At 71.1% G+C, this 23,586-nt stretch carries 21 protein-coding genes and 3 pseudogenes; 11 read left to right on the forward strand and 13 right to left on the reverse strand.

Annotated elements, in window-relative coordinates; translation table 11 throughout:
- Positions 1–18 precede the first annotated feature (18 nt).
- A complete protein-coding gene (locus tag AB3K78_RS10000) occupies positions 19–477 on the forward strand; it encodes a hypothetical protein (protein ID WP_416442863.1) in 459 nt (152 codons plus the stop codon).
- Between the two features lie 363 nt (positions 478–840).
- Here the strand turns inward: AB3K78_RS10000 and AB3K78_RS10005 are convergent.
- Positions 841–2,543: pseudogene (locus AB3K78_RS10005) on the reverse strand (ABC transporter substrate-binding protein).
- Between the two features lie 101 nt (positions 2,544–2,644).
- Positions 2,645–3,109: a hypothetical protein gene (locus tag AB3K78_RS10010; RefSeq protein WP_416442865.1), complete on the reverse strand. Its 465-nt coding sequence runs from the start codon at positions 3,107–3,109 to the stop codon at positions 2,645–2,647.
- A 210-nt stretch (positions 3,110–3,319) separates the two neighbouring features.
- Between AB3K78_RS10010 and AB3K78_RS10015 the strand changes: the two genes are divergently transcribed.
- Positions 3,320–3,916: a TetR/AcrR family transcriptional regulator gene (locus AB3K78_RS10015; RefSeq protein WP_416442867.1), complete on the forward strand. Its 597-nt coding sequence runs from the start codon at positions 3,320–3,322 to the stop codon at positions 3,914–3,916.
- Positions 3,917–3,939: 23 nt separating this feature from the next.
- Here the strand turns inward: AB3K78_RS10015 and AB3K78_RS10020 are convergent, their stop codons facing one another.
- From AB3K78_RS10020 to AB3K78_RS10030, 3 genes are read right to left on the reverse strand one after another with little or no spacing between them, the layout of a single operon-like run.
- A complete protein-coding gene (locus tag AB3K78_RS10020; protein WP_416442869.1) occupies positions 3,940–5,064 on the reverse strand; it encodes a phosphotriesterase family protein in 1,125 nt (374 codons plus the stop codon).
- Positions 5,061–6,269, reverse strand: a complete 1,209-nt coding sequence (locus AB3K78_RS10025) for a hypothetical protein (protein WP_416442871.1) — start codon at positions 6,267–6,269, stop codon at positions 5,061–5,063. Before AB3K78_RS10025 ends, AB3K78_RS10020 begins: the two co-directional genes overlap by 4 nt.
- Positions 6,270–6,271: 2 nt before the next feature.
- Positions 6,272–7,246 carry a methyltransferase gene (locus AB3K78_RS10030; RefSeq protein WP_416442873.1) on the reverse strand — a complete coding sequence of 325 codons (975 nt, stop codon included), beginning with the start codon at positions 7,244–7,246 and terminating at the stop codon, positions 6,272–6,274.
- Between the two features lie 259 nt (positions 7,247–7,505).
- Here AB3K78_RS10030 and AB3K78_RS10035 point away from each other — a divergent pair, with 259 nt between their 5' ends.
- The gene (locus AB3K78_RS10035; RefSeq protein WP_416447340.1) at positions 7,506–8,198 is read left to right on the forward strand and encodes an alpha/beta fold hydrolase; all 693 of its coding nucleotides are present in this window, start codon (positions 7,506–7,508) and stop codon (positions 8,196–8,198) included.
- A gap of 38 nt (positions 8,199–8,236) precedes the next feature.
- Here AB3K78_RS10035 and AB3K78_RS10040 read toward each other — a convergent pair whose 3' ends face one another.
- A complete protein-coding gene (locus AB3K78_RS10040; protein ID WP_416442875.1) occupies positions 8,237–9,229 on the reverse strand; it encodes an aldo/keto reductase in 993 nt (330 codons plus the stop codon).
- A 148-nt stretch (positions 9,230–9,377) separates the two neighbouring features.
- Between AB3K78_RS10040 and AB3K78_RS10045 the strand changes: the two genes are divergently transcribed.
- Positions 9,378–10,124 carry an SDR family NAD(P)-dependent oxidoreductase gene (locus AB3K78_RS10045; protein WP_416442877.1) on the forward strand — a complete coding sequence of 249 codons (747 nt, stop codon included), beginning with the start codon at positions 9,378–9,380 and terminating at the stop codon, positions 10,122–10,124.
- Positions 10,125–10,551: 427 nt separating this feature from the next.
- Here AB3K78_RS10045 and AB3K78_RS10050 read toward each other — a convergent pair whose 3' ends face one another.
- Positions 10,552–11,952 (reverse strand): amidohydrolase, encoded by a 1,401-nt coding sequence (locus AB3K78_RS10050; RefSeq protein ID WP_416442879.1) that lies wholly within the window; start codon positions 11,950–11,952, stop codon positions 10,552–10,554.
- Positions 11,953–12,087: 135 nt separating this feature from the next.
- On the opposite strand from AB3K78_RS10050, the gene AB3K78_RS10055 reads away from it, so the two are divergent.
- From AB3K78_RS10055 to AB3K78_RS10085, 7 genes and pseudogenes are all read left to right on the forward strand, one after another.
- Positions 12,088–13,227, forward strand: a complete 1,140-nt coding sequence (locus AB3K78_RS10055) for a zinc-binding dehydrogenase (protein ID WP_416442881.1) — start codon at positions 12,088–12,090, stop codon at positions 13,225–13,227.
- A gap of 26 nt (positions 13,228–13,253) precedes the next feature.
- Complete coding sequence (locus tag AB3K78_RS10060) at positions 13,254–14,222, forward strand: aldo/keto reductase (protein WP_416442883.1); 969 nt, start codon at positions 13,254–13,256, stop codon at positions 14,220–14,222.
- Complete coding sequence (locus AB3K78_RS10065; RefSeq protein WP_416442885.1) at positions 14,222–14,545, forward strand: hypothetical protein; 324 nt, start codon at positions 14,222–14,224, stop codon at positions 14,543–14,545. The genes AB3K78_RS10060 and AB3K78_RS10065 overlap by 1 nt, the downstream gene beginning before the upstream one ends.
- Entirely contained in the window at positions 14,476–15,252 is a 777-nt protein-coding gene (locus AB3K78_RS10070; RefSeq protein WP_416442887.1) for an alpha/beta hydrolase, read from the forward strand. The genes AB3K78_RS10065 and AB3K78_RS10070 overlap by 70 nt, the downstream gene beginning before the upstream one ends.
- Positions 15,253–15,257: 5 nt before the next feature.
- Entirely contained in the window at positions 15,258–16,274 is a 1,017-nt protein-coding gene (locus AB3K78_RS10075; RefSeq protein WP_416447341.1) for an alpha/beta hydrolase, read from the forward strand.
- A pseudogene (locus tag AB3K78_RS10080) lies at positions 16,271–16,648 on the forward strand (MFS transporter); the annotation flags it as partial. The gene AB3K78_RS10075 and the pseudogene AB3K78_RS10080, both read left to right, overlap by 4 nt.
- Before the next feature lie 56 nt (positions 16,649–16,704).
- Positions 16,705–17,523: an MFS transporter gene (locus tag AB3K78_RS10085; protein ID WP_416442889.1), complete on the forward strand. Its 819-nt coding sequence runs from the start codon at positions 16,705–16,707 to the stop codon at positions 17,521–17,523.
- A gap of 64 nt (positions 17,524–17,587) precedes the next feature.
- Here the strand turns inward: AB3K78_RS10085 and AB3K78_RS10090 are convergent, their stop codons facing one another.
- From AB3K78_RS10090 to AB3K78_RS10115, 6 genes and pseudogenes are all read right to left on the reverse strand, one after another.
- Positions 17,588–18,028 carry a MepB family protein gene (locus tag AB3K78_RS10090; RefSeq protein ID WP_416442891.1) on the reverse strand — a complete coding sequence of 147 codons (441 nt, stop codon included), beginning with the start codon at positions 18,026–18,028 and terminating at the stop codon, positions 17,588–17,590.
- A 151-nt stretch (positions 18,029–18,179) separates the two neighbouring features.
- Positions 18,180–19,006: pseudogene (locus AB3K78_RS10095) on the reverse strand (ABC transporter ATP-binding protein).
- Positions 19,003–20,130 (reverse strand): ATP-binding cassette domain-containing protein, encoded by a 1,128-nt coding sequence (locus AB3K78_RS10100; RefSeq protein ID WP_416442893.1) that lies wholly within the window; start codon positions 20,128–20,130, stop codon positions 19,003–19,005. The pseudogene AB3K78_RS10095 and the gene AB3K78_RS10100 overlap by 4 nt, the downstream one beginning before the upstream one ends.
- Complete coding sequence (locus tag AB3K78_RS10105) at positions 20,127–20,885, reverse strand: ABC transporter permease (protein WP_416442895.1); 759 nt, start codon at positions 20,883–20,885, stop codon at positions 20,127–20,129. The genes AB3K78_RS10100 and AB3K78_RS10105 overlap by 4 nt, the downstream gene beginning before the upstream one ends.
- Positions 20,882–21,823, reverse strand: coding sequence for an ABC transporter permease (locus tag AB3K78_RS10110; RefSeq protein WP_416442897.1), 942 nt, complete (start codon positions 21,821–21,823; stop codon positions 20,882–20,884). The genes AB3K78_RS10105 and AB3K78_RS10110 overlap by 4 nt, the downstream gene beginning before the upstream one ends.
- An 85-nt stretch (positions 21,824–21,908) precedes the next feature.
- A complete protein-coding gene (locus tag AB3K78_RS10115; protein ID WP_416442899.1) occupies positions 21,909–23,438 on the reverse strand; it encodes an ABC transporter substrate-binding protein in 1,530 nt (509 codons plus the stop codon).
- Positions 23,439–23,586 lie beyond the last annotated feature (148 nt).

Raw genomic sequence — 23,586 nt, forward strand, 5'->3', positions numbered from 1 at the left:
CACCGAAGGAGGCGCATCGTGACGAAGTACGATCACCTGTTCGTCAAGGACATGCCGAACTGCATGGACGAGATGGTCATGGACGACCAGGAGCAGCTGGAATACCCGCTGCCGAACCTGGGCGAAGGCCTGTGGCTCATGAACAGCGAGCTCGTGCCAGGAGCGCGGGCCAACATGACGCACATCTGGATCCACCCGTCCGACGAACCGCAGCTGTGGGTCAACCCGCACCAGCACGACTACGACGAGATCCTGATCTGGACGGGCGGCGACCCCGACGACCCGCGCGATCTCGGCGCCGAGCTGACCATGGAGATCGAGGGCGAGCGGCACGTCATCACGACGTCCGGGTCCGTCTACATCCCCGCCGGCACCGTGCACTGCCCGCTCGGCTTCACCCGCATCGACCGCCCGTTCCGCTTCAGCGCGCTCTCGCTCGCGCCGAGGTACCGCGCGCAGGATCACGGCGCGGTCTAGGCGGGTAGGCGCGGCCCGCCTCCGGGGCCCGCCGGTTGACCGATCGCCCCGCCGAGGAACCCGTCCACGCAGATCGACTCCCGCCCGTGCGCGTGCCCCGCGTTCCGCAGCCCCGCGCTCTGCAGCACCGCGCGCCGCAGCGCCAATCCCCAGGTGCTGAGCTCCGATCTCGAGCTCCGAGTGCCGAGCCCGCGTCCGTCTCCACGCCCCTCGAGGTTGCAGTTGTCCATGGAATCCGGGCCGATTCCATGGACAACTGCAACCTCGGCGGGATTCGCGAGGCGCGCAAGGTGCGGTGGGGACGCGAAAGGGCGGGAGCGATTCCTCGCTCCCGCCCCTCTGCGCGTCGGGCGACCCGCCCCGCTAGCCGACCGTCACGTCCGTCAGCAGGAACGAGGTGCGCCCGTAGAGGTCCTTCTCGAGTCCCTTCACGTTGGCGCGGTGCACCGTGATGTTCTGCCCGTAGACCGGCACCAGGTATCCGCCCCGCTCGTGCTCGATCGTCTGCAGCTGCTGGATGATCGTGCACTGGGCCGCGGGGTCCGTCGTCTGGTAGAGCTCGCTCGCGAGCGTGTTGTACTCGGGATCATCCATATGGGTGCCGTTCTCGGAGCCGCCGGGGAGGAAGTGCCCCTTCGCGGTGATCTCGTACGGGCTGGAGGTGTAGCTGATGAACATCGGCCAGTCGAGCCACCGGTCGAGGAACGTGGCCACGTCGAGCTTGCGCACCGAGATCTTGATCCCGGCCTTCGCCGCATCATCGGCGACGAGCTGCGCCATCTCCATCATCCCGGGGAAGGCGCCGTCGGTGACGAGCTCCACCTGGGCCCCCTCCGCGCCGGCCTCCGACACGAGCTGCTTCGCCTTCGCGAGATCCTGCTTCCGCTGCGGCAGCTTCGGCGGCTCGCACGAGGAGTTCTTGCCGATGAAGTCGTTCGCGACCGTCGCATATCCGCCGAAGGCGTTCTTCACGATCCGCTCGCGGTCGACCGAGAGCCGGATCGCCTCCCGCACCTTCGCATCGGTGAACGGCTTGTCCTGCATGCTCATCGCGATGAGCGGGTAGCTCGCGGTGTCGCTGACCACGAGGCCGAGGTTCGGGTCCCCTTGAGGGCGGGCACCTCGGGGAACGGGATCCCCTGCGCGACATCGATCTGGCCGCCCCGGATCGCGTTCGTCACGGCGTTCTGCTCGGTGAAGAACGACAGCGTCAGCTTGTCGAGCTTCGGCTTCTTCCCCCAGTAGTCCGCGAACTTCGAGAGCTTCGCCTCCTGGCCCGGGGTGAACGAGTCGATGGTCCAGGGGCCGGTACCCGCCGGCTTGTCGACCGTTGCTCCGCCGCGGATGCTGCGCATGTTGATGCGCGCCATCGAGAACATCTCGGGGACGAGACCGAAGGGCTTCTTGAGGTGCAGCTTGAGCGTCGTGCCATCGACCACCTCGATGCCCGCGGCGTCGATGAAATCGAGGTTGGTCGCGTACGCCCAGGCCTTCTTCGGATCGATCATCGCCGTGATGCTCCCGGCCGCATCCTCGGCGTTGAAGGTCTCGCCGTTGTGCAGTTTCACGCCCGGGCGGAGCTTGATGGTCCAGACGTCCTTGGCCGCGTTCGGTTCCATGGACTCGGCGAGGACGTAGACGACCTTGCCGGAACTGTCCCGGGCGGTGAGGCCTTCGTAGACCTGCTTGAACAGCGCATCGCTCGAGACCGAGCCCTGCTGCTGGTAGGGGTCGACCTCGTCGCTGGTGCTGCCGACCATGCCGACCCGGATCGAGGTCTGGCCGGGGCCCCCGCCCGACGAGGGGGGCGCGCAACCGACGAGCGAGAGCGCGAGCGCGACCGCCGCGACTGCGGCGACCCGGGCTCCTGCCCGTGAGCGGAATCGGAAAGTCATGAGTCCAGTCCTCCTGATGCGTATGCGTGGGGTTGGTCGGTCCCGCTGCAGTCGCCCTCCCCGGATTCGGGGACCTGCGGCGGTGCGACCGGCGTGCGCGGCGGCCCTCGCCTTCGAGTTCCGCGCTCCCGGTTCCCGCGCGGTGCGGCGGGTACGGGTGCGCACCCTCATGGTCGAGGGGCACCGGGCGCGCTGACAAGGCGGGCCCGGCAGTCTGTACGGCTCGGGACAACTCCTCTGCCGGGAACGACAACTGCGGGCCCGAAGCCGGATCAGCGCTCGGATTCGGGCCGGTAGTGCCCGTCCCCGCTCACCGCGACCGCGAGGAACCGGAAGGGACGGTCGACCCGGGTGAAGCCGAGCGGGCAGTGCCTGGTGCCCGCGGGGACGTAGACCGCCCCCGAGGTCGTGATGAGGTGCCGTTCGCCCTCGATGTCGAGATACACCTCGGCTCCGAGGTCGTGGGGATCCTCGGGGTCGGAACCGGTGAACACGAGCACCTCGTCGTACTCGTGCTGGTGCTCGTGCACCCAGAAGGTCTCCTCCTGCGTCGGGTGCACCCAGCTCATGGTGATGTACGCCTTCGCTTCGGGGACGTCCTCGGCGCGCATGATCGCCCAGGGGCGGCTGAGGTTCGCCGGCAGCGGCCGTCCCGCGGCTTCCGCCTCGTTGGTCATGTCGTCACGGCAGTCCACGAGATCGCGGACGAAGAGGTGCTCGTACTGGCTCGGTGCCACGGTGTCGGTCCTTCGTTCGGGGCGGCCTGCGCCGCTCGTCGGATTCCGGTCGGCCGGCGGCCGCCGTGCAGCGAGGCTACGGCTCGGAACGCGGCGGCGGCGAGGCACTGGGACGGGGCGGGATGGGACTTTCCGCGGTCGCCGAATCCCCCGGTCCGCGCGTTTTTCCGTCTACACTGGGTGACGCAACCGAGCCCCGGAAAGGCCCCCATGCCGAAGATCATCGACCACGACCAGCGCCGCGACGAGATCGTCGACGTCACCTGGCAGCTCATCGTCGAGGGCGGGATCGAGGCGGCGACCATGCGAGAGATCGCGTCGCGCGCCGGCTTCGCGAACGGCGCGCTGAAGCACTACTTCACGGGCAAGGACCAGATCATCACCGGAGCATACGAGCGCTCGCTGAACAGCCTGGGCGATCGGCTCGCCGCCCACGTCGGCGACAAACGGGGCATCGAGGCGCTCGAGATGTTCATGCGGTACACCCTGCCGGTCGAGCAGGAGGACGCGACCGCGGCCCGGGTGCTGCTGTCGTTCTGGGAGCGCTGCGCGTTCAGCGCCGAGGTGCGCGGCGGCTACGATGCCCACCTCGACACTTGGAAGGCCGGATACCTGCGCTACCTCGCCGAGGGGCGCGAAGACGGCGACATCCGCACGTCGACCCCCGACGATCAACTCGCCGACGAGATCATCATGATGAACATCGGCGCCACCGTGATCCGGGTCGTGAGCCCCGATCACCTGCACGTGGACGTGCTCGAGCGGCAGGTCACCGACTTCATCGCCCGACTGCGCCGCGCGGACTGACCGGCTCCGCATCCGCGATCTCCCTACCCCACGACGCGCGGTGCGGCGAAGGCCAGCAGTCGAGCGGGATTGTCGATCATGATCCGATCGAGCGCATCGGCGCCGACCCCGAACTCCGCGAGCGTCGGCAGGAAGTGCTCGACGACGTAGCCGTAGCCGTGCCCGCCGGAGCGACGCAGCTGCACGCGCTGACAGACGTCGCCGCCGAGTACCAGCTGACCCGCCCACCCGTCCGCGGCGAGTTCGGCGAAGCCGCGAGCGACGGTGCGGTCGGTGAACGGGAAGAGCGTCCCCCAGGGGCTCCCGGTGGTCCCGAGGAAGTCCGCCTCGACCGTGACGCCGCGCGACAGCAGCCGGCGCGCGAGATCCCTGTCGTCGCCGATGGTTCCGGCGTGCCCGAACACCACGCGTCGCGGGTCGGCACCCTCCTCTTCGAGCGCATCGAGCACCCGCAGCTTCTCCTCGCCGAAGCCGCCCATGTGCAGGGTGATCGGTGCGCCGGTGAGCGCCGAAGCCCGTCCGGCGGCACGCACGCTGCGCATCTCCTGCGGGTGGACGGGCGCCCCCTCGGCTCCGACCTCGCCGATGATCCCGGAGCGGATCCCCGTGCCGTCGACCCCGACCGCGATGTCGCGCACGATCGCGGCGACGAGCGCCTCCTGCGGGAGCTCGGCGAACCCTGCCGGGTGCAGGTCCTTCTGGTACCAGCCGGCGCCCATCACGAGATGCAGCCCGGACGCGCGGCCGAGACGCGCGAGCGCCCGCGCGTCCCGCCCGATCCCGGGGGTCGTGACCTCCACCATCGTGCCGCCGCCCTGCGCGACGAAGTCGCCGACCTCGTCGAGCACGGTCGCGAAGTCGCCGATCAGGTCGTTGTCGGTGTTCGGTCGACCGCGGCGCACCGCGGCGAGGTTCGTGAGCCCGAGCGGTTCCTGCGCGTCGTCGTCCCACTCGCCAGGTCGCGGGTTCGGGCTGTGCGCGGGCCTGCGGATATCGAGGAAGAGGTGCTCGTGCATGAGCGTCGTGCCGAGCGCCTCGGGCGGCACGGGGCCGAGCACGGTCTGCACGAGACCCTCGAGGTTCGGGATCTCGAGCCCGTCGAGATCCCGGATCGGGGCTGCTGCGGTCGCGAACGCGGGCGGGGTCATCGGGGCTCCTCCGGAGCGGTTCGGGCGAGGATCCTCGCGGCGTTCGCGCCGCCGACCGCGCGCTGCAGGGCCGTGTCGGCTCCGAGCATCCCGAGATAGGGAACGAACTGTTCGACGGTGAATTCGAGCCCGTTCCCGCCGAACGCGGTGAGGCGGTGCCGGTTCCGGATCCCGACGCTGAGCAGGATTCGATCCTGCGCTCCGCGCTCGGCGGCCCGCAGGATCGCGAGCGCGACGTCGTGGTCCGACACGGCGGTGCGCACGTTCGGGATCCGGCCGAGGTCGTCGAAGCAGAGCGCGGTGCCGAGGTCGAGCAGCGCGGCGAACCGGTCCGCGTCGACGCCGGTGCTCGCAGCGACGTGCGTCGCGACCCCGGCGAGGACGGTGCGGGCGCGCGGCAGGCCCGCCGCATCGACGGCCGCGAGGGCGTCGGCGAGCGCGCGGTCGGCCGCGTCGCGCGTCGATGTGGCCGGGCCGGGCGCACGATCCGCGCCGGAAGAAGCGAGATCGAGCACGAGCGCGGCGCCGCCCTGCCGGGCGGCCTCGGCGGCGGCACGGAGCCGGGCACGCCGACGCGCAGAAGGTCCCGCGCTCGCGTCGCCGCTCGTCGGGGCCGATACCGGGATCGCCCCGACCACCCCGGCCGGGTACTCCGCTGCGTGCAGCGCGTCGAGGATCCGGAGCCCCACGCTCTCGGGGTCCTCGACGGCCGCGTCCCCTGACGAGGCATCCGCGGCGCACGGCAGCCCGTCGACGCCGCGCACGACGGCGATGCCGGTCTCGGCGCTCAGCCGGGCGAGCGCGGCGCCGGTCGCCGTCGAGCCTCGTCCGGCGAGCGCCGCGACGAGGCGGACCGCGCCGCCCTCCGGCCCGTCCGCGGGAACCGCGGTCGCTGTCGCTGCCGTGGGTGCCCCCGGCGCGGTAGCCGCCCGGAACCGAGCGAGCGCGGCGGCCGCCTCGGCTTCGCCGAGCGTCCGATCCTCGATGTTCTCGGCGCCCATGAGCAGGCGTCCGAGGATCCCGATGGTGACGGGCGCTCGCTGGAACTCCGCGTCGCTCGCGGGCAGCCCCGCGTTCCCGCGCACGACCTCGGGCGCGCGGAGCAGCGTCTCGGCGGCGAGCACGTCGCGCACCGCGTCGACGGGAATCGGTCCCCGGACCGCGGTGATCGCGGCCGCGGGCCCGGATCCGGGAACCGTCCCCACGATCAGACCGCGGTCGCGACCAGGACGCGCGGGCTGCCGGGGAGCGCCACGAGGCGGTCGAGCCGCCAGCCGGTCTCGGCGAGCCAGGCGTTCACCTGCGCGATCGGGTATACCACGGTGCCGTCGATGTTGAAGTACTCGCCCGCGTGCAGGGCGTCGATCGGGCGCTGCGTCTCGTCCTCGTCCAGGAAGAAGTCGAGCAGCATGAGGGTGGCGCCGGGTGCCGCGGCGGCGCGCGAAGCGGCGAGGATCCCGCGGTTCTGCGCCTCGTCGAAGCGGTGCAGCACGTGGGTGAGCAGCACGAGGTCGTGAGATCCTCCCGGTTGCGCGGTCTCAGTCGGCGCTTCCTCGATCGAGATGCGATCGAGGAACCCGGCCTCGGTCGCGGCGTCGGTGATCGAGTCCGCGAACCCGGGGGCGTACACGTAGCGGGTCGTGAGCTCGGGGTTCTGCTGCATCGCCGCGAACGAGAAGCCGGCCGCCAGGCCGCCGAAGTCGAGGGCGCTGCGGAAGCCCGAGAAGTCGAACGCCTCACCGAACTGCTCGGCGTGCAGCGCGTTGTAGGTCATGACGCCCGCGAGGAAGTCGGCCCAGCCGGCCTCGTCGAGGTCGAGCGTTCCCGCCTCGTCGGTATCGACCGTGCGGTCGTAGCCGAGCCACTGCCGGTAGCTGATGTCGTTCAGGAAGGCGAGGAAGGGCCCGAGGTCGATCTCGCCGGCGCCCGCGAGGTACTTCGCGGAGTCCTCGGCGAGCGAGTACTCCCCCGAGGCGCGGTTCAGCAGTCCGAGCCCGTTCATCGCATCGGCGAGCGTGCGCACCTGGCGCTCCGAGTGCCCGGTCGCGGTCGCGAGCGCGGCGAGGTCCTTCGGGCCGTCGGCGAGCGCGGCGAACAGTCCGATCCGGCTGGCGGCGGTCAGCTGCTTCGCGCCCATGAAGCCGATCGCGATGTCGATGATGCGTGCTGGTGAGGCGGTCATTGGGTGTCATCCTTCACAGTTCGTGCCGCCCCGAGTCGTTGGGGACGACGGTGTCCGGCCGGTGGCCTGCGCGAAACTCTACAAGCGTAGACAAAAGATGTCCAGCGCTTGTATCCTGTTTTTCCACCAGCGATGAAAAACACGGCGAGCCCCGCATCCACGCCCCCGCCGCGCCCGCATCGCCCACCGCACCCTTCACCGCCGAAAGGTCCCCCATGCTGCTCGCCACCCGATCCTTCCCCGCCGAGCCCGGCACCGGATCCACCCAGCCGCTCCCCCGGTCGCCCTCCTGCACGGCTTCGCCGCGAGCGGCGACTCCGACTTCGTCGCGACCGGGTGGCCCGAAGCCCTCGCCGCGACCGGCCGCTCGTCGATCGTGATCGACCTGCCCGGGCACGGATCGAGCCCGGCGATCGCCGGCCCCGAAGAGGCGCGCACCTCGGCCGTGATCGCGGCGATCCTGGAGGCCATCGCCCGGGTCGACCCCGAAGGCCCGGTCGATGTCATCGGCTACTCGCTCGGCGGGCGCCTCGCCTGGGAGCTGCCCGCGGCTTCGCCCCGCATCCGCCGGCTCGCGCTCGGCGGCGTGAGCCCGATGGAGCCGTTCGCAGCGGTGGATCCGGCCGAGCTCGGCCGGGCGCTCGCGGGTGTCGCGCCCGAGAACCCGCTCGTGGGCATGATGGCCGCCATGATCTCCGCGCCGGGAATCGACACGGCGTCGCTCGCGACGCTCATCCCGGGTCTCGCCTCCGAGCCGTTCACCCCGCAGGCGAACGCGCCCCGGGTGCCGACCCTGCTCGTCGCGGGAGAGCAGGACCCGATGAGCCAGGGCGTCGAGACACTGCTGGACGCCCTGCCCGACGGGCGGCTCATCCGCGTGCCCGGCGACCACCGCGGTGCGCTCGACAGCCCCGGGTTCCGCGCGGCCGCGATCGAGTTCCTGGCGGGCTGATCCCGCGACTCGCTCCTCGCGCAGGATGACGCGCCGCCTCAGGCCGGAGCCCACACCCCGTCGGCGCGCACCTCGCGGTCGAGCCAGAGCTCGGCGACCGACTCGCGGATCGCGTCCGCGCCGACCGCGTCGAGCAGCGAGATCGCACCGAGGTTGTCCTCGAACTGCCGCACGCTCGAAGCCCCGAAGAGCACGTTGGCGGTCGCCGGGTTCGCGAGACAGAACGCGAGACCGAGCTGTGCCGGCGTCGCGCCGAACGATCGCGCGATCTCGGCGACCCGCGGGGAGGCGGCGACGATCCGGGCCCGGATCCCGCCGACGTCGGCACCGATCTTGCGGTTCGGCGACAGCTTGCCGACGAGGATCCCGCCCTCGAACGCGTCGGACGCCTGCAGCGCGAGGGTCCCATCGTCGAACCAGCGACCGTAGTGCTCGCCCTCGGCCATGCTGCGGCGGGCGATGCCGTACTTCAGCTGCGCGAACGAGGGAGGGGTGAGCCCCTCGGCCGCCGCGGTGTCGAGCGCGAGCCGCAGCGACGCGGCCGGCCAGTTGTTCACGCCCCAGCTCGCGAAGCTGCCGCGGTCGATCTCGGCCTGCACGTCGCGCACCACCTGGGCGATGTCGATCTCGCTCATGAAATCGCCGACCACGACGGTGTCGAAGGATCCGACTCCGGCGCCGCCGCGCGCAATGCGCTCGAGCGACTCGTCCATCTGCCCGGCGAAGCCCGTCGCGGGGTACTCCCAGAGCCAGAGCTTGCCGCAGAGCCGGTAGTCGGATCGCGCGAGGCCGAGCTCGTGCAGCGTCTCACCGAACAGCAGATCGGTGCGCGAGGCCTCGGCATGCGGCCCCATGTTGTAGTACGCGACATCGAAGAAGGCCGAGCCGGCCTCGACTGCGCGCGAGATCAGCGCACGTCGCTCCGAGGCCTCCATCCGATCCCAGATGTTCCATGAGCCGAGCGCGAACACCGGCACCTCGGGACCGCCGGGGCCCAACTGCCGGACCGGAACCTCACCGCTGAACTGCACAACCGCCTCCTCGCAGTCTCGGGATCGGCGTTTCGCGGACGCGAGCCTTCCCCTTATTTTCTACAATCGTATAATAAAGATTGCGCGGACTCCATACCGGGAGTCCCGTGGGGCCGGCTCCGCGGCCCGCAACGACGAAGGAGTCACCGTGACCACACCCCGAACCGTGCTCATCACCGGCGGCGCCGGCGGAATCGGGCAGGGCATCGCCCGCGCCTTCCTCGCCCAGGGCGACCGCACCATCCTCGCGGATCGCGATCCCGACGCGGTCGTCGCCGCCGCGGAGGCGCTCGGCAGCGGCGCCGTCGCCCTGACGCTCGACATCACCGACCCCGCGGCGGTCGCCGCCGCGTTCGCGCACCTCGCCGCCGAGGGCACCCCGGTCGACGTGCTCGTCAACAACGCGGGGATCCTCTCGGTGCACGGCGCCGTCACCGAGCTCGCGCCCGAGGCGTACCGCTCCATCCTCGAGGTCAACGTGATCGGCACCTTCGCCGTCACCCAAGCGTTCGCGCACCACCGCATCGCAGCGGGCGGCGGCGGGGCCGTCGTCAACATCTCGTCGATCGGCGGGCGCCAGCCCACTCCCGGCATGGGAGCCTACGAGTCCAGCAAGGCCGCCGTCGATTCGGTGACCCGCTGGGCCGCGATCGAACTCGCCGCCCACGGGATCCGCGTCAACGCCGTCGCGCCCGGGCCCGTGCTCACCCCCATGCTCGAGATGGGCATGCCCGAGGGCTCGCCCGCACGGCAGGCCTGGGCGAGCCGGATCCCCCTCGGCGACCTCGCGAAGGTCACCGACATCGCCCCGGCCGTCGTGTTCCTCGCCAGCGACGGCGCTGCGCACATCACGGGCGTCAGCCTCGCGGTCGACGGCGGGCAGCTGCTCACCTGAGCTGCGCCTCCGGCGTGCGGGGTGCGCCTCTCCTCCCCGCCCCCAGAAACTGAGATTCAGCGTCGGACTGAGTTCTCGACCCGAAAGCTCAGTCTGACGCTGAATCTCAGTCTGAAGGTTCGAGCTCGGCGTAGCGGCAAGGTCGCCCAGCGCCGAGGCGCGCAGACAGCGCCGCAGAGCGGCATCGAGCGGAACGCTCGGATCCGCCCGACTCCACCCGCTCACGCCATTTCACCCCAGACTGAGATTCAGCGTCGGACTGAGATTCGGGCGCGGGACCACAGTCTGGAGAGAGATCTCAGTCTGAAAGTTCGCGCCCGCCCAGGGCGTCGGAGCCGGAGAGCAGACCGCACCACACTCCGGGACGGACTCGAGCTCACACAAGCACGGGCGCACCCGAACACCCCAACACGAGCACGAGCCGGGCTCAGACCTCGCGCTCGAACACCACGCGCCCGTCGAGCACGGTCAGGTCGATGTCGACCTCCGGCAACCCTGCCGCACCTGCCGCGAACGGGTCCTGCGCGAGCACGACGAGGTCGGCGACCTTGCCCGGCTCGACGGTTCCCTTCCAATCGGCCGCGCGATCCTGCTGCGCGGGCACCGCGGTGTGCGCCCGCAGCAGAGCGTGCAACCGTGCCGCCGCCGCGGCGGGCTCGGCCGGGGCGCCGCCGCGCAGGATCCAGGCCTCGGCAGCGGCGACGGTCTCGCGCCAGTCGGGGGCGAGGATCGGCGCGTCGGAGGAGAGCACGAGCACGCCGGCGGCGAGCGCTTCGGCGTAGGGCCAGGGCGCCGCATCGGCGCCGAGCACGCCGGCCATCCAGTCGGCGGTGGTGACCGCGATGCCGGGCTGCGAGTTGAACCACATGCCGAGCTCCGCGATCCGTTCGATCTGCGCGGGTGTCGCGAGGTCCCCGTGGATCACGGTGTGCCCGAGCTCCTGCGGACGCGCCGCGCCGGGTTCCGCCGCAGCCGACGCCACCGCCTCGAGCACGGCGTCGATCGTGAGGTCGCCCGTGGCATGCACGCCGACCTGCAGGCCGGCGCGGTGCCCGGCGCGCACCATCTCGCGCAGCGCCTCGGCCTGCGCCTCGAGGTTCTCGCCCTCGACGAGGAGCCCACCGTGGGTGCCGTCGTCGTAGGGTCGCGAGCTCCACGCCTGCTTCGAGAGCGGGATCAGGTCGCCGAAGATCTTGATGCCGGCGATGCGCAGCCACTCGGGATCGCTGCCGCCCTGCGCCTCGGCGATCTCGCCGATACCGCGCACGACGGTGTCGAGGCGGCTGGGGCCGTCGAGGATCCCGTAGAGGCCGAGCAGCGTGACCCGCTGCCGCAGTTCCCCGGCTTCGGCGAGTTCCCGGTAGACGTCGAGCACCTCGCCGGCGAAGCAGCCGGTCTCACCGTCGTCCTCGCCGGGTCCGATCCCGGGTTCCGTGAGGCTCGTGATGCCGTAGCTCGACAGCAGTTCGCCGGCGCGGAGGATCGCCGCCCGGCGGGCGGCGCGATCGCCGGCGAGCACGCCCTCGACCGGTGCGCCGTCCGCGTGACCGCCGAAGAAGGTGTGCGGCCAGCGCGCCCCGAGCCAGGTGGCGTGCAGGTGGGAGTCGTTGATGCCGGGGAGCACTGCGCGTCCGTCGAGCTCGATCACCCGGGTGGTCGCATCGATCAGGGGCGCGACGTCGTCGCGAGTGCCGACGGCGAGGATCCGACCTCGGGCGACCGCGACCGCGTCCGCACGGCTGCCCGCCGCGTCCATGACCAGCACGGGTCCGCCCTGCAGCACCAGCTCGGCGTGCTCCGCCGATGCGCTCGCACCGATTCGTGTCATTGCTCTCCCTCGAGAACGGGCGGGGCCCGGTTCGGATCGAGGGGCTTCCCGTTTTGGTCAACGTATGTAGAATAAAACCACATTCTCGGCAGCAGAGCAATGACGCCCGCCGAGCCCACCGGAACGGAGCATTCGATGACGATCCCCACCTCCACCCGCGCCGCCGTGCTCGTCGAGCACGGTGCTCCCCTCGAACTGCAGGAGCTGCCGCTGCCCGCACACGTGGAGCCCGGCGCCGCGCTCGTGCGGATCACCTGCACCACGCTCTGCGGCACCGACATCGAGATCTGGGAGGGTCGCATGACCTTCCCCGGCATGCTGCCGATGGTGCTCGGCCACGAGATGGTCGGCGAGGTGATCGCGGTCGGCGACGGCACCGTCGACGCGCTCGGGGCCCCCATCGCGGTGGGCGACCGGATCGGCTGGTCGGAGTCCGTCTGCGGCGAGTGCTTCGGCTGCACCGTGCTACGCCAGCCCGTCGCCTGCGCGAAGCGCGGCTACGGATTCCTGCAGCGCTCCGACGTGCCGCCCTACGCGACCGCCGGCCTCTCCGAGTACGCCTACGTCACGCCGGGAGCGCAGAAGCTGCGCCTCCCCGAGGAGGTGAGGGACACGTGGGCCTCGGCCGCCGGCTGCGCGGCGAAGACCGTGCTGCGCGCGTTCGAACGTGCGGGCGGCGTACGCCCGGGATCCCGGGTCGTGGTGCAGGGATCCGGCGCGCTCGGCCTCTTCGCGACCGCGGTCGCGAGCATCTCGGGTGCGGCCCAGGTGATCACGGTCGGCGCTCCCCCGGCGCGGCTCGCCCTCGCAGAGCGCTTCGGGGCCACCCACACGGTCGACATCGCCGGAGGATCCGAGGCGACCATCGCCCGGGTGCAGGAACTGACGGGCGGCCGGGGCGCCGATCTGATCCTCGACTTCGCGGGCGCCCCCTCGATCGGCCCCGAGGCCGTCGCCATGGCCGCACAGCGCGGCGTCTTCGCGATCGTGGGGTCCACCGGCCCCGTCGGCGACCCGTTCCCGCTCTCGGCGATCATGGGCAAGGAGCTCACGGTCGTCGGCTCGCTCAACGGCGACGTCTCCGACTACTTCCGCTCGATCGAGTTCTTCCGCGCCTTCGCCGACCGCTTCCCCTGGGACGAGCTGTTCTCGGAGCCGTGCGGCCTCGCCGAGGCATCCGAGCGGATCGCGCGCATGCACGCGCTCGGCGAGGTCAAGGCCGTCATCGATCCGCGCATCACCGAACGCGCCGCCGAGCAGTCGGCCGAGCGCTAGACCGAGCACCCGTCAGAGAGGACACCATGACTTCCGCATCCCCCATCCCCCGCCGCCGCATCGGCACGAGCGAGCTCGAGACGTCGGTCTTCGCGCTCGGCTCGTGGCACGTCTACGACCGCATGCACTTCGAGGACACCGTCGCCCTCCTCCGCACGGCCATCGACCGCGGTATCACTCTGTTCGACGTCGGCGTCTACGCGGCCCCCGGGTTCCCGCCCGCCTTCACCGATGTGCTCTTCTCCGCAGCGATCCGCGCCGCGGGCGTCACCCGCGACGAGTACCTGCTCTCCGAGAAGCTCTGGCTCGAAGGATGGGATCCGGCCACCGGTCTTCGCGCGCAGCTCGAGGCCGCACTGTTCCGGGTCGACAGCCCGAACGCCGACCTCGTGATCCTCGGCGATCTGCGCCGCGACGATCTCGAACTGCGCGACCTCGTGCTCAACCTCGCGTCCCTGCGCGACGCCGGCCTGATCCGCGCCTGGGGCGTGAACAACTGGTCGGCGGGCAACGTGCAGCGGCTCATCGACATCGCCGCCGCCGAGGGCGTCGACGGCCCCGCGATCGCCCAGCTCAAGTACAGCGTCTCGCGCCGCTCGATCCCCGACGGCGCGCCCTTCGCGAAGCTCTGGGAGCAGGGTCTCTCGATGCAGGCGTCCGACGTGATGGAGGGCGGCTACCTGGCCGGCAAGGTCGCCACCGACCGCGAGGTCGGGCGCGATCCCGGCGGGATCCGGCAGCGGATCATCGACGACGTTCCGGCGTTCGTCGCCCTCGCAGAGGAACTCGAAACCGCCCCGGCGCAGCTCGCCATCGCGTTCACGCTCACCCATCCCGCGACCGCTACGACCCTGTTCGGGGCCTCGAGCGTCGCCCAGCTCGAGTCGAACCTCGGCAGCCTCGAACTGATCGAGCGCGTCGGCGCCGAGACGATCCGCGAGCGCGTCGCTCCGTTCTGGGCCGACCGCGACGTCGTCGATCCGGAGGGGCCGTGATGACCGGGCATGCACCCGTCGCCCACGGCGCCCCCAGCGTGACCCCCGTCCCCTTCGCCGCCGAACTGCAACCGCTGATCGACTCGATGGCCGCGAATCCGATGCCGCCCCTGACCGAGGAGAACCTGCGCGACGGAGGCGCCGCCTTCGGGCCGGGCTTCCCCGACGGTGCGGGCGCGGTCGCCGGCCGAGGCGTCTCGGCGGAGGAGCTCGTGATCCCCGGCCCCGCGGGCTCCCCGATCTCGAGATCACCGTGTTCCGCCCGACCGGCCCGTCGGCCGGGCCGCTGCCGATCCTCGTCAACTTCCACGGCGGCGGCATGATCGTCGGGCACCGCAGCTGGGAGCACGGCCGCCTCGTCGACCTCGTGGAGACGCACGGCGCGATCGGCGTGAACGTCGAGTACCGGCTCGCGCCGGAGCACCCCTTCCCCGCCGGCGTCGAGGACAACTACGCAGCGACGGTCTGGGTCGCCGAGCGCGCCGCCGAGCTCGGCGGCGACCCGTCGAAGCTCATCGTCATGGGCGGCAGCGCCGGCGGCGGCTTCGCTGCGGCGGTCGCGCTGCTCGCCCGCGAGCGCGGCGGCCCGGCGATCGCCGGCCAGCTGCTGCTCTGCCCCATGCTCGACAACACCAACCGCACCGTCTCGTCGCTGCAGTACGACGGGATCGGCACCTGGACCCGCGACGCGAACCTGCTCGCATGGCGCCTCGTGCTCGGCGAGGAGCTCGCCTACTCGGACGCCGCTCCCGCCGCCGCCGCGCCCGCCCGCGAGACCGATCTCTCGGGGCTCCCGCCCGCGTTCATCGAAGTCGGATCGGCCGAGATGTTCCGCGACGAGGACACCGCGTTCGCGAGCCGGATCTGGGCCGTGGGCGGCGAGGCGGAGCTGCACGTGTGGTCGGGCGGCTTCCACGGCTTCGACGTGTACGCGCCCGGCAGCGAGCTGACCCGCGCGGCGCTCGCGGCCCGGGACTCCTGGCTCGCGCGCGTCCTCGGCGCCGCCGATTCCGACGGAGGCGCTTCGTGAGCGGCGTGACCCCCGGTGGCGGCGCGCCCTATCGCGCGACCCCGCCGGATCCGCGCCCGGTGCCCGTGCCCTACGACCCCGCGCTCGAGTCCGGCCTCGCGTTCTTCCTCGACCTCGTCGAGCGGATCCCGCTCCGCGCGCACACGATCCTGGAGAACCGCGCGCACTTCGCGACCATCATCCCGCCGATGGAGGCGCAGGCCGAGGGTCGCGCCGTGACCTGGGAAGACCGGTCGATCCCCGGCCCCGAGGGGGCGCCCGAGGTCGAGATCACCATCGTGCGGCCCGCAGGCGTGTTCGACGGACCTCGCCCGATCGTGCTCGGGATCCACGGCGGCGGCTACGTGCTCGGCACCCGCTTCTTCGAGACGTCCGAGCTCGTCGACCTCGCCGAGCGCTACGGCGCGATCGGCGTCGGCGTCGAGTACCGGCTCGCGCCCGAGCACCCCGCTCCGGCGCAAGCGGAGGACTGCTTCGCCGCGCTCGCCTGGATCGTCGCGCACGCGGCCGAGCTGGGCGGCGATCCCGCGCGGATCGTCGTGACCGGCGCATCGGCCGGCGGCGGGCTCGCCGCCGCCGTGGCGCTCATGGCGAGAGATCGCGGGATCGCGCTCGCGGGGCAGCTCGTCGGGGCCCCGATGATCGACGACCGCAACGACACGGTGTCGTCGTGGCAGTACGACGGCTTCGGCGCCTGGGATCGCAACAACAACGACACCGGGTGGGACGCCATGCTCGGATCCGACCGGGGCACCGACCGCGTCCACCCGTACCAGGCGCCGGCCCGGGCGACCGATCTCTCCGGCCTCGCACCCGCCTTCATCGAGGTCGGGGCCGCCGAGGTGTTCCGCGACGAGGCCGTGGCCTACGCGAGCCGGATCTGGGCGGCCGGCGGCAGCGCCGAGCTGCACGTCTGGTCGGGCGGCTACCACGGCTTCAGCGGGTTCTCGCCCGACGCCGTCGTCTCGCAGGCGGCTGACGCCGCGCGCGACAGCTGGTGGCGCCGGATGCTCGCACCGTGAGCGCGACGACCGCGGCCGCCGCGCGATCCGGCTCGAAGCGCCCGATGGGCCTCCTCCGCCTCACCCTCGTGCTCGGGGCGCTGGAGGCCTTCGGGCCGCTCTCGATGGATGTCTACATGCCGCAGCTGCCGCAGCTCGCCGCTCAGCTCCGCACGTCCGACGCGCTCGCCCAGGCCACCATGTCGGTCTGCATGATCGGGCTCGGCGTCGGCCAGCTCGTCGCGGGCCCGCTTTCCGACCGCTTCGGACGCAAGCGCCCGCTCGCCATCGGCGTCGCGTGCTTCGCCCTGCTGTCGGTGCTCTGCGCGATCGCGCCCAGTATCGAGCTGCTGCTCATCGCACGCTTTTTCCAGGGGCTCGCCGGCTCGGCGGGGGTGGTGATCAGCCTCGCGGTCGCCCGCGACCTGTTCCAGGGGTCGCGCTCTCGCGCATGCTCTCGATGCTCGCGATCGTCACCGCGAGCACCCCGATCGTCGCGCCCGTGCTCGGCGGACAGCTCGCCCGGGTCATGGACTGGCGCGGCGTCTTCCTGGTGCTCGGCGGGATCGGCGTCGCCCTGCTTGCGGTCGCCGTCTTCGGGCTCCGCGAGACGCTCCCGCCCGAGCGACGGCACTCCGACGGGTTCGTCGGCGGCACTGCCTCCCACATGTCGGAGGTGCTGCGCGACCCGCTCTTCACCGCGATCCTCGCGGCGTCCTGCCTCGGCGGCCTGTCGTTCTTCTCGTACCTGTCGATGTCGAGCTTCGTGCTGCAGGACGAGTTCGGGATCACCCCGCAGGTCTTCAGTCTGCTGTTCGCCGTGAACGCGCTCGCGAACCTGGCCGGATCCCAGATCAGCCGGCTGCTCGTCGGCCGGCTCGGTCCGACCCGCGTGTACCTCACCGGGCAGATCAGCACCGGCCTCGTGGGCGCGGCGCTCCTGGTGGCGACCCTGCTCGGGCTTCCCGCGCCCGTGTATCTCCTGCTGCTGGCGCTGTTCCTCTGCGCGATCGGGCTCGGCGGCCCCAACGGCACCACCCTCGCGCTCAGCGGCCATGGCCGTCACGCGGGCACGGCTTCGGCGCTGCTCGGCACCTCCATGTTCACGGTCGGCGCGCTGCTCGTCCCCGTCGTCTCGGCGCTCTTCGGCACCTCGGCGAGCACCATGGCGGCGACGATCCTCGCGGGCTCCGGCACGGCCGCCCTCATCGGCGTGCTCTTCGTGCGCCGGCTCGCGCCCGCCGCGTTCGGTCGGCCGGGGCGCGGTTGAGGCCGACAGGATCGGCACGCCGGCGCTGAGCCCGACGGGCGGCGGCGAGCGTCGGCCGCTTCGCTCAGTACTCGCGGAACGCGGACGCCTGGGCGCGCTGCGTCGCCGCCGCGCTCGCGCCCAGCCCAGCGCACCAGCCCGGGTAGACGCGGAAGCCGCGCTTGCCCGGGCGCGGCCCTGCGGTGATCCCGAGCGCGGCGAGGTGCTCGGCGGTGAAGCGGAACGCGCCGCGACGGCCGTCCTGCTCGACGAGCACGATCAGCCCGGCCCCGACCGTGTCCGTCGCGAAGGGCGCCGTCCCGCCGGCCTCGTCCCGACGCCAGAACGCGAGGAACGCGCCGGGTTTGGTGGGCGTGGTCCGTGCGGTGCGCAGGTGCCAGGTCCCGCCGTCGATCTCGGCGACGCCCGACTCGTAGTCGCTGTTCTGCGCCTCGGATCGCGCGGATGCCGCAGCCCCGGGTCGCCCGACGGCGATCGCGTACTCGGCGAAGGTGCGGAACTCCATACCCACCACGCTATCGGTGTGCGCCCGCCGTGTTCCCCGCGCACCCCACAAGCGAAGTCGGAGATCCGCAGCAGTGCGGACCCACCGCTCAGATGCGTCCGAAGTGCTGCAGATCTCCGAAGTCCAGGCCGCTCGGCCCCAGTCGCGGGGTCTAGCCCGCCTCGCGGAGCGCGAGCCATTCCCCGCGGCGCTCGGCCTGCAGCACCGGATCGGCGACGGGCGACGCGGCCAGCAGCCGCCTGCTGTACGGGTGCTGCGGGTCGCGGGTGACCCGTTCGCCGTCGCCGACCTCGACCAGGTTGCCGCGGTACATCACCGCGACGCGGTGGCAGATGCGTCGCACGACGCCGAGGTCGTGCGACACGAAGAGGTACGAGACACCCGTCTCGCGCTGCAGGTCGATGAGCAGGTCGAGCACGGTCGCCTGCGTCGTGAGGTCGAGCGCGCTCACGGGCTCGTCGCAGATGATCAGCCGCGGCCGGCGCACGAGGGCGCGCGCGATCGCGATGCGCTGCCGCTGGCCGCCCGAGAACTCGCTCGGGTAGCGGTCGACCGCGTTCGCCGGCAGGGTGACCCGCTCGAGCATCTCGCCGACGGTCTGCAGCGCTTCGGCACGGGTGGCCCCGGCGGCAGACAGCGGCTCCGAGAGGATCTCGCCGACGGTCATCATGGGGTTCAGCGAACCGTAGGGATCCTGGAAGACCACTTGGATATCGGAGGCCAGCGCGCGACGCGCCTTCCCCTTCAGCCGGGTGATGTCGCGTCCGTCGAACTCGATGCGCCCGCCGGCGACCGGCACGAGGCCCAGGATCGCCTTGCCGAGCGTCGACTTGCCCGAGCCGGATTCGCCGACGAGGCCGACGCACTCCCCGGTCCGACGTCGAGCGAGACCTCGTGCAGCACCCGGTTCGGGCGCCGCTTCGAGCCGTACTCGACGATCACGTTCTCGGCCCGCAGCAGCGGGGTGGATGCGGTCATGCTCCGGCCTCCTCGGTCGTGACTCGTGCGGCGATCGCGGCGCTGGTGCTCGATGAGGCCGCACCCGCGTGCGCGGCCTCGCGATCGAGCTCGTCTCGGCTGGCCGCGCCGTCGAGCGAGGCCGCGATGAGCTCGCGGGTGTACGGGTGCTCGGCGTGCGCGAAGATCGGCCCGACGTCGTCGATCTCGACGATCGAGCCTGAGCGCATGACGACGACGCGGTCGCAGATGTCGGCGACGACGCCGAAGTTGTGGGTGACGATCACGAGCGCCATGCGGTACTCCTGCTGCAACTCGCGCAGCAGTTCGAGCACCTCGGCCTGCACGGTCACGTCCAACGCGGTGGTCGGCTCGTCGGCGACGAGCACGGACGGCTTCCCCGCGATGGCACCGGCGATGAGCACGCGCTGGGCCATGCCGCCCGACAGCTCGTGCGGGTAGGACTTCATGACCCGGGCGGGGTCCACGATCCCGACCCGCTCCAGCATCGCGAGTGCACGCTCGCGGGCCTCGGCGCGGTTCATGCCGTGCACCGCGCGGAGCGGTTCGGTGAGCTGTGCGCCGATCGTGTACGAGGGGTCGAGGTTCGTCATGGGCTCCTGCGGGATGTACCCGATCTCGGAGCCGAGCAGGCGGGCGCGGTCCTTGCGCGACAGCGTGGTCACGTCCTCGCCGCCGATCCAGATCGCGTCGGCCGTGTAGTAGCCGGACTTCGGGAGCAGATCGAGCATCGAGAACACCGTCTGGGACTTACCCGAACCGGACTCGCCGACGATGCCGAGCACTTCGCCCGGCGCGACGTCGAGAGTGATCCCGTGCACCACCTCGACCTCGCCTGCGGCGGTCTCGTAGTTCACCCGCAGGTTCTCGAGCCGCACGGCCGAGTCGACGGCGGCGACCGAGATGGATCCGGTCGTGGTGGACTTCGGCGCGGCGCGGTTCGCGGCGTTCGCCGCCTCGACCGCGCGACGCTGCTTGCGCGACAGCACCGGCTGCTTCGAGTTGATCACATCGCCGAGCGTGGATCCGAGCACCGCGAACGCGGCGATCGCGACGCCGAGCGCGATGGACGGCCAGAGCAGCAGGAGCGGCGCGGTGCGCATCACCTGGAAGCCCTCGTTCATCGCGGCGCCCCAGCCGGGGTCGTGCCGCCGCCGATGCCGAGGAACTGCAGGCCCGCCTGCATGCCCATCGCCATGCCGGCGGTGAGCGCCGACTGGATCACGATCGGCGCGAACACCTGGCGGATCACGTGGCGCGACATGATGCGCAGATCGGTGAGGCCCGCGACCCGAGCCGCATCGACGTACATCTCGCCGCGTACGGCGAGCACGGTGGAGCGCGTCAGCCGGAAGTAGCCGGGGGCCATGAACACGCCGACGGTGACCATGAGGATCGTGAGGTCGTTGCCGGTGTTCGCGCCGACGATCAGGAGGATGATCATGCCGGGCACCGACTGCAGCGCGTCGCTGATCCAGGTCCCGATGCGGTCGGTGGCACCGCCGAAGTAGCCGGCGGCGAGGCCCGAGGGCACGCCGAGCACGAGCGAGGTCAGGATCGAGACGAACGCGCCCCAGAGCGTGATCTGGGTGCCCCAGATGAGGCGGCTCAGGACGTCGCGCCCGGTGTTGTCCCCGCCGAGCGGGTGCGCCCAGCTCGGCAGCGCCCGCGCCTGCGACAGGATCACCTCGTTGGGATCGTGCGGCGAGATCCACGGGGCGAGGATCGCGACGAGCAGGATGAGCGCGAGGACCGCGAGCGAGACGAGGCCGGCGGGGCGGCGGAGCAGCCGCACGAAGACGGATCCGCGGTCGCCGCCGCGGGTGTCGACCGCATCGACGGTCGCGGCGTCGAGGATGGGGCCTGCGGAAGTGGTCATTTCACACGCACCTTGGGGTTGATCCAGCCGAGCACGATGTCGAGCAGGAGGTTGACGATGACGACGAAGACGACGGTGAGCACCGTCACCCCGAGCAGGGTCGGGATGTCGCCGTTCTGCGAGGCCGACTGGGTCAGCTCGCCGAGGCCCTTGATGCCGAAGATCTGCTCGACGATGATCGCGCCCGAGAGCAGGCCGACGAACATGAGCGCCAGGACGGTGAGCGATGCCGGGGCCGAGTTGCGCAGCAGGTGCAGGGCCACGCGCCAGAACGGGAGACCGCGGCTGCGCAGGGTGCGCGCATAGTCCTGCGAGTCCGCGTGGATGATGCCGTTGCGCAGCTGCTCGGCGATCATGACGATCGCCCCGAGCGCGAGCGAGACGGCGGGCAGGGTGATGGATCGGAGCCACCCCTGCAGCGATTCCGAGGGGGAGACGTAGCCGATGGCCGGGAACCACTTGAGCTGCACCGCGAAGAGCATGACGAGCGCGACGGCCACCCAGAATCCGGGCAGCGCGAACAGGATCACGGACCCGGCCTTGACGGCCTTGTCGATCCAGCTGTGGGGCCGCAGGCCCGCGGCCGTGCCGAGCACCGCCCCGAGCACGGCGGAGAGGGCGACCGAGGCGATCACCAGAGACAGGGTGATCGGGAACCGGATCCCGAGGGTCCTGCCGATCGGCAGACCGTTCTTCCAGGAGGTGCCGAAGTCGCCCTGGAACAGGTGGACGAGCCATTCCTGGTACTGCACCAGGATCGGACGGTCGGCTCCGATCTTCGCGGTGAGCGCCTGTACCGCCTCCGGCGTCGCATTGCTGCCGAGCAGCCCGAGCGCCGGGTTCGGGATCGCGGCGTGCGCGAGGAAGAAAGTGCCGCTCGCGACCACGAACAGCAGCACGATTCCGAAGAGGAGTCGTTTGAGCACGAAGGGGATCATCGGGTCTCCCGGGTCGAACGATGAGAAGGGGAAGGAACGGGGAATCGCGGGTCGGGGCCGCGGAGGCGACCCCGACCCGCCCGGATCACTTGACCGTGATCTGCCGGAGCGTCGGGAACATGAGTCCGATGACCGGCTTCACGGTGAATTCCTTCGTGCTGACGTAGGTGTTCTCGTTCTGGCCCCAGACAGCGTTGTAAGCCTGGTCGGTGACGAGTTCGTTGAGCTTCTCGATCTCGGTGTTCTGCGCGTCGCCGGGGGCGGCCGCGAACACCTTGTCGAGCTGCGCCTGCACGCCGTCGAGGGTGTCGATGCCCGGGTTCGGGTTGTACCACTGCGGCTTGGCGATCTGGCGCTCGACGGTCGCGACCGGGTTCGAATCCATCGCGATCACCGCGATGTACATCGGGTACTTGCCGGCCTTGCCCATGTAGCTCATGAAGTCGGTCGAGTCCCACTTCACCTTGATGCCGAGCTGCTTGAAGGTCTGCTCGGTGATCGCCTGGTAGGGCTGGAATGGCGGGGCCATCGGCATGCTGATCTCGAAGCCGTTCGGGTAGCCGGCCTCGGCGAGCAGCTGCTTCGCCTTCGCGATGTCGTACTTGTAACGATCGTTGAGCGACTTCACGTAGCCCGTCTGGTCGACCGGGAAGAACTGGTTGGTGACGTAGCCCTGGCCCTGCGCGATGGAGGTGTGCATCGCGTTCGTGTCGAATGCGTAGTTGAGCGCCTGGCGCACCTTGAGCTTGCCGATGGGCGAGCCCATGGCGCCCGAGCGGTCGGCGAACTGCAGGCCGGCCCACATCGAGAGGCCCTTGGCGACGTTCCAGTCGTTCTTCTTCGCGGCGTCGCTGCCGGTCTTGTCGGTGTAGATGAGGTTCAGCTGGCCGGCCTCCATCGCGTTGAGCATGGCGGTGCCGTCGCTCAGCGGGGTGATCTTCAGCGGGTCGAAGGGGAACTGCTTCGCGTCCCAGTGGTCCTTCACCTTGTCGAAGTCGTACTCGCTGCCCGGGGTGCTGTTCTCGCCCAGCGTGTAGGGGCCGGAACCGACGGGCTTCTCGGAGAGCTTGCCGCCGGTGATCGCCTTCGGCGAGGCGAGGTAACTGCGCCCGAGGCCCATGAGGTAGAGCATCGTGTCGTCGCGCTTCTTCATGTGGAAGACGATCGTGTGGTCGTCGGTCTGCTCGATCGACTCGACGTTCGTGTAGGCCTCCTGCGAGGTCGGCCCCTTCTGCAGGTGCTGGAGGCCCGCGACCGCTGCTGCGGCGTCGAGCTTCGAGCCGTCCGAGAATTTCGCGTCGGTGCGGATGTCGAAGGTGACCGTCTTGAAGTCGGACGACACCTCCCACTTCTTGGCGATGCCCGGCTGGGGCTCGCCCTTCTCGTTGGTGGTCAGGAGCGCGTCGTACACCGCCGACAGATAGGGGCCGTCGAAGCCGAGGTCCGCACTCGCGGGATCCCAGTTCGTGACGTCCAGGAAGTTGCCGATGCTGAGCGGCTGGCTCGCTCCGGCGGCACCGTTGCCGCCGTCGCCGGAGCCGTCGGACGAGCAGCCGGTGAGCGCGAGCGCGACGGCTGCGAGCGCTGCGACGCCCGTCAGAGTTTTCTTCATCATGTCTACTTCTCTCGGTATTCGGACATGCGGGTAGGTATGGGGTGAGGCTCCGCCTGCGTATCCACCTCGCCTGTCCGGAACTCGAGGTTCCCCGGCTGCGATGGACGTCACGTCGGTGTGCCGTCGCGTTTCATTCTACAAACGTTGA

The sequence above is a fragment of the Leucobacter sp. HNU genome (genome assembly GCF_047946755.1).
In the GTDB taxonomy this organism is placed as follows: Bacteria; Actinomycetota; Actinomycetes; order Actinomycetales; family Microbacteriaceae; genus Leucobacter.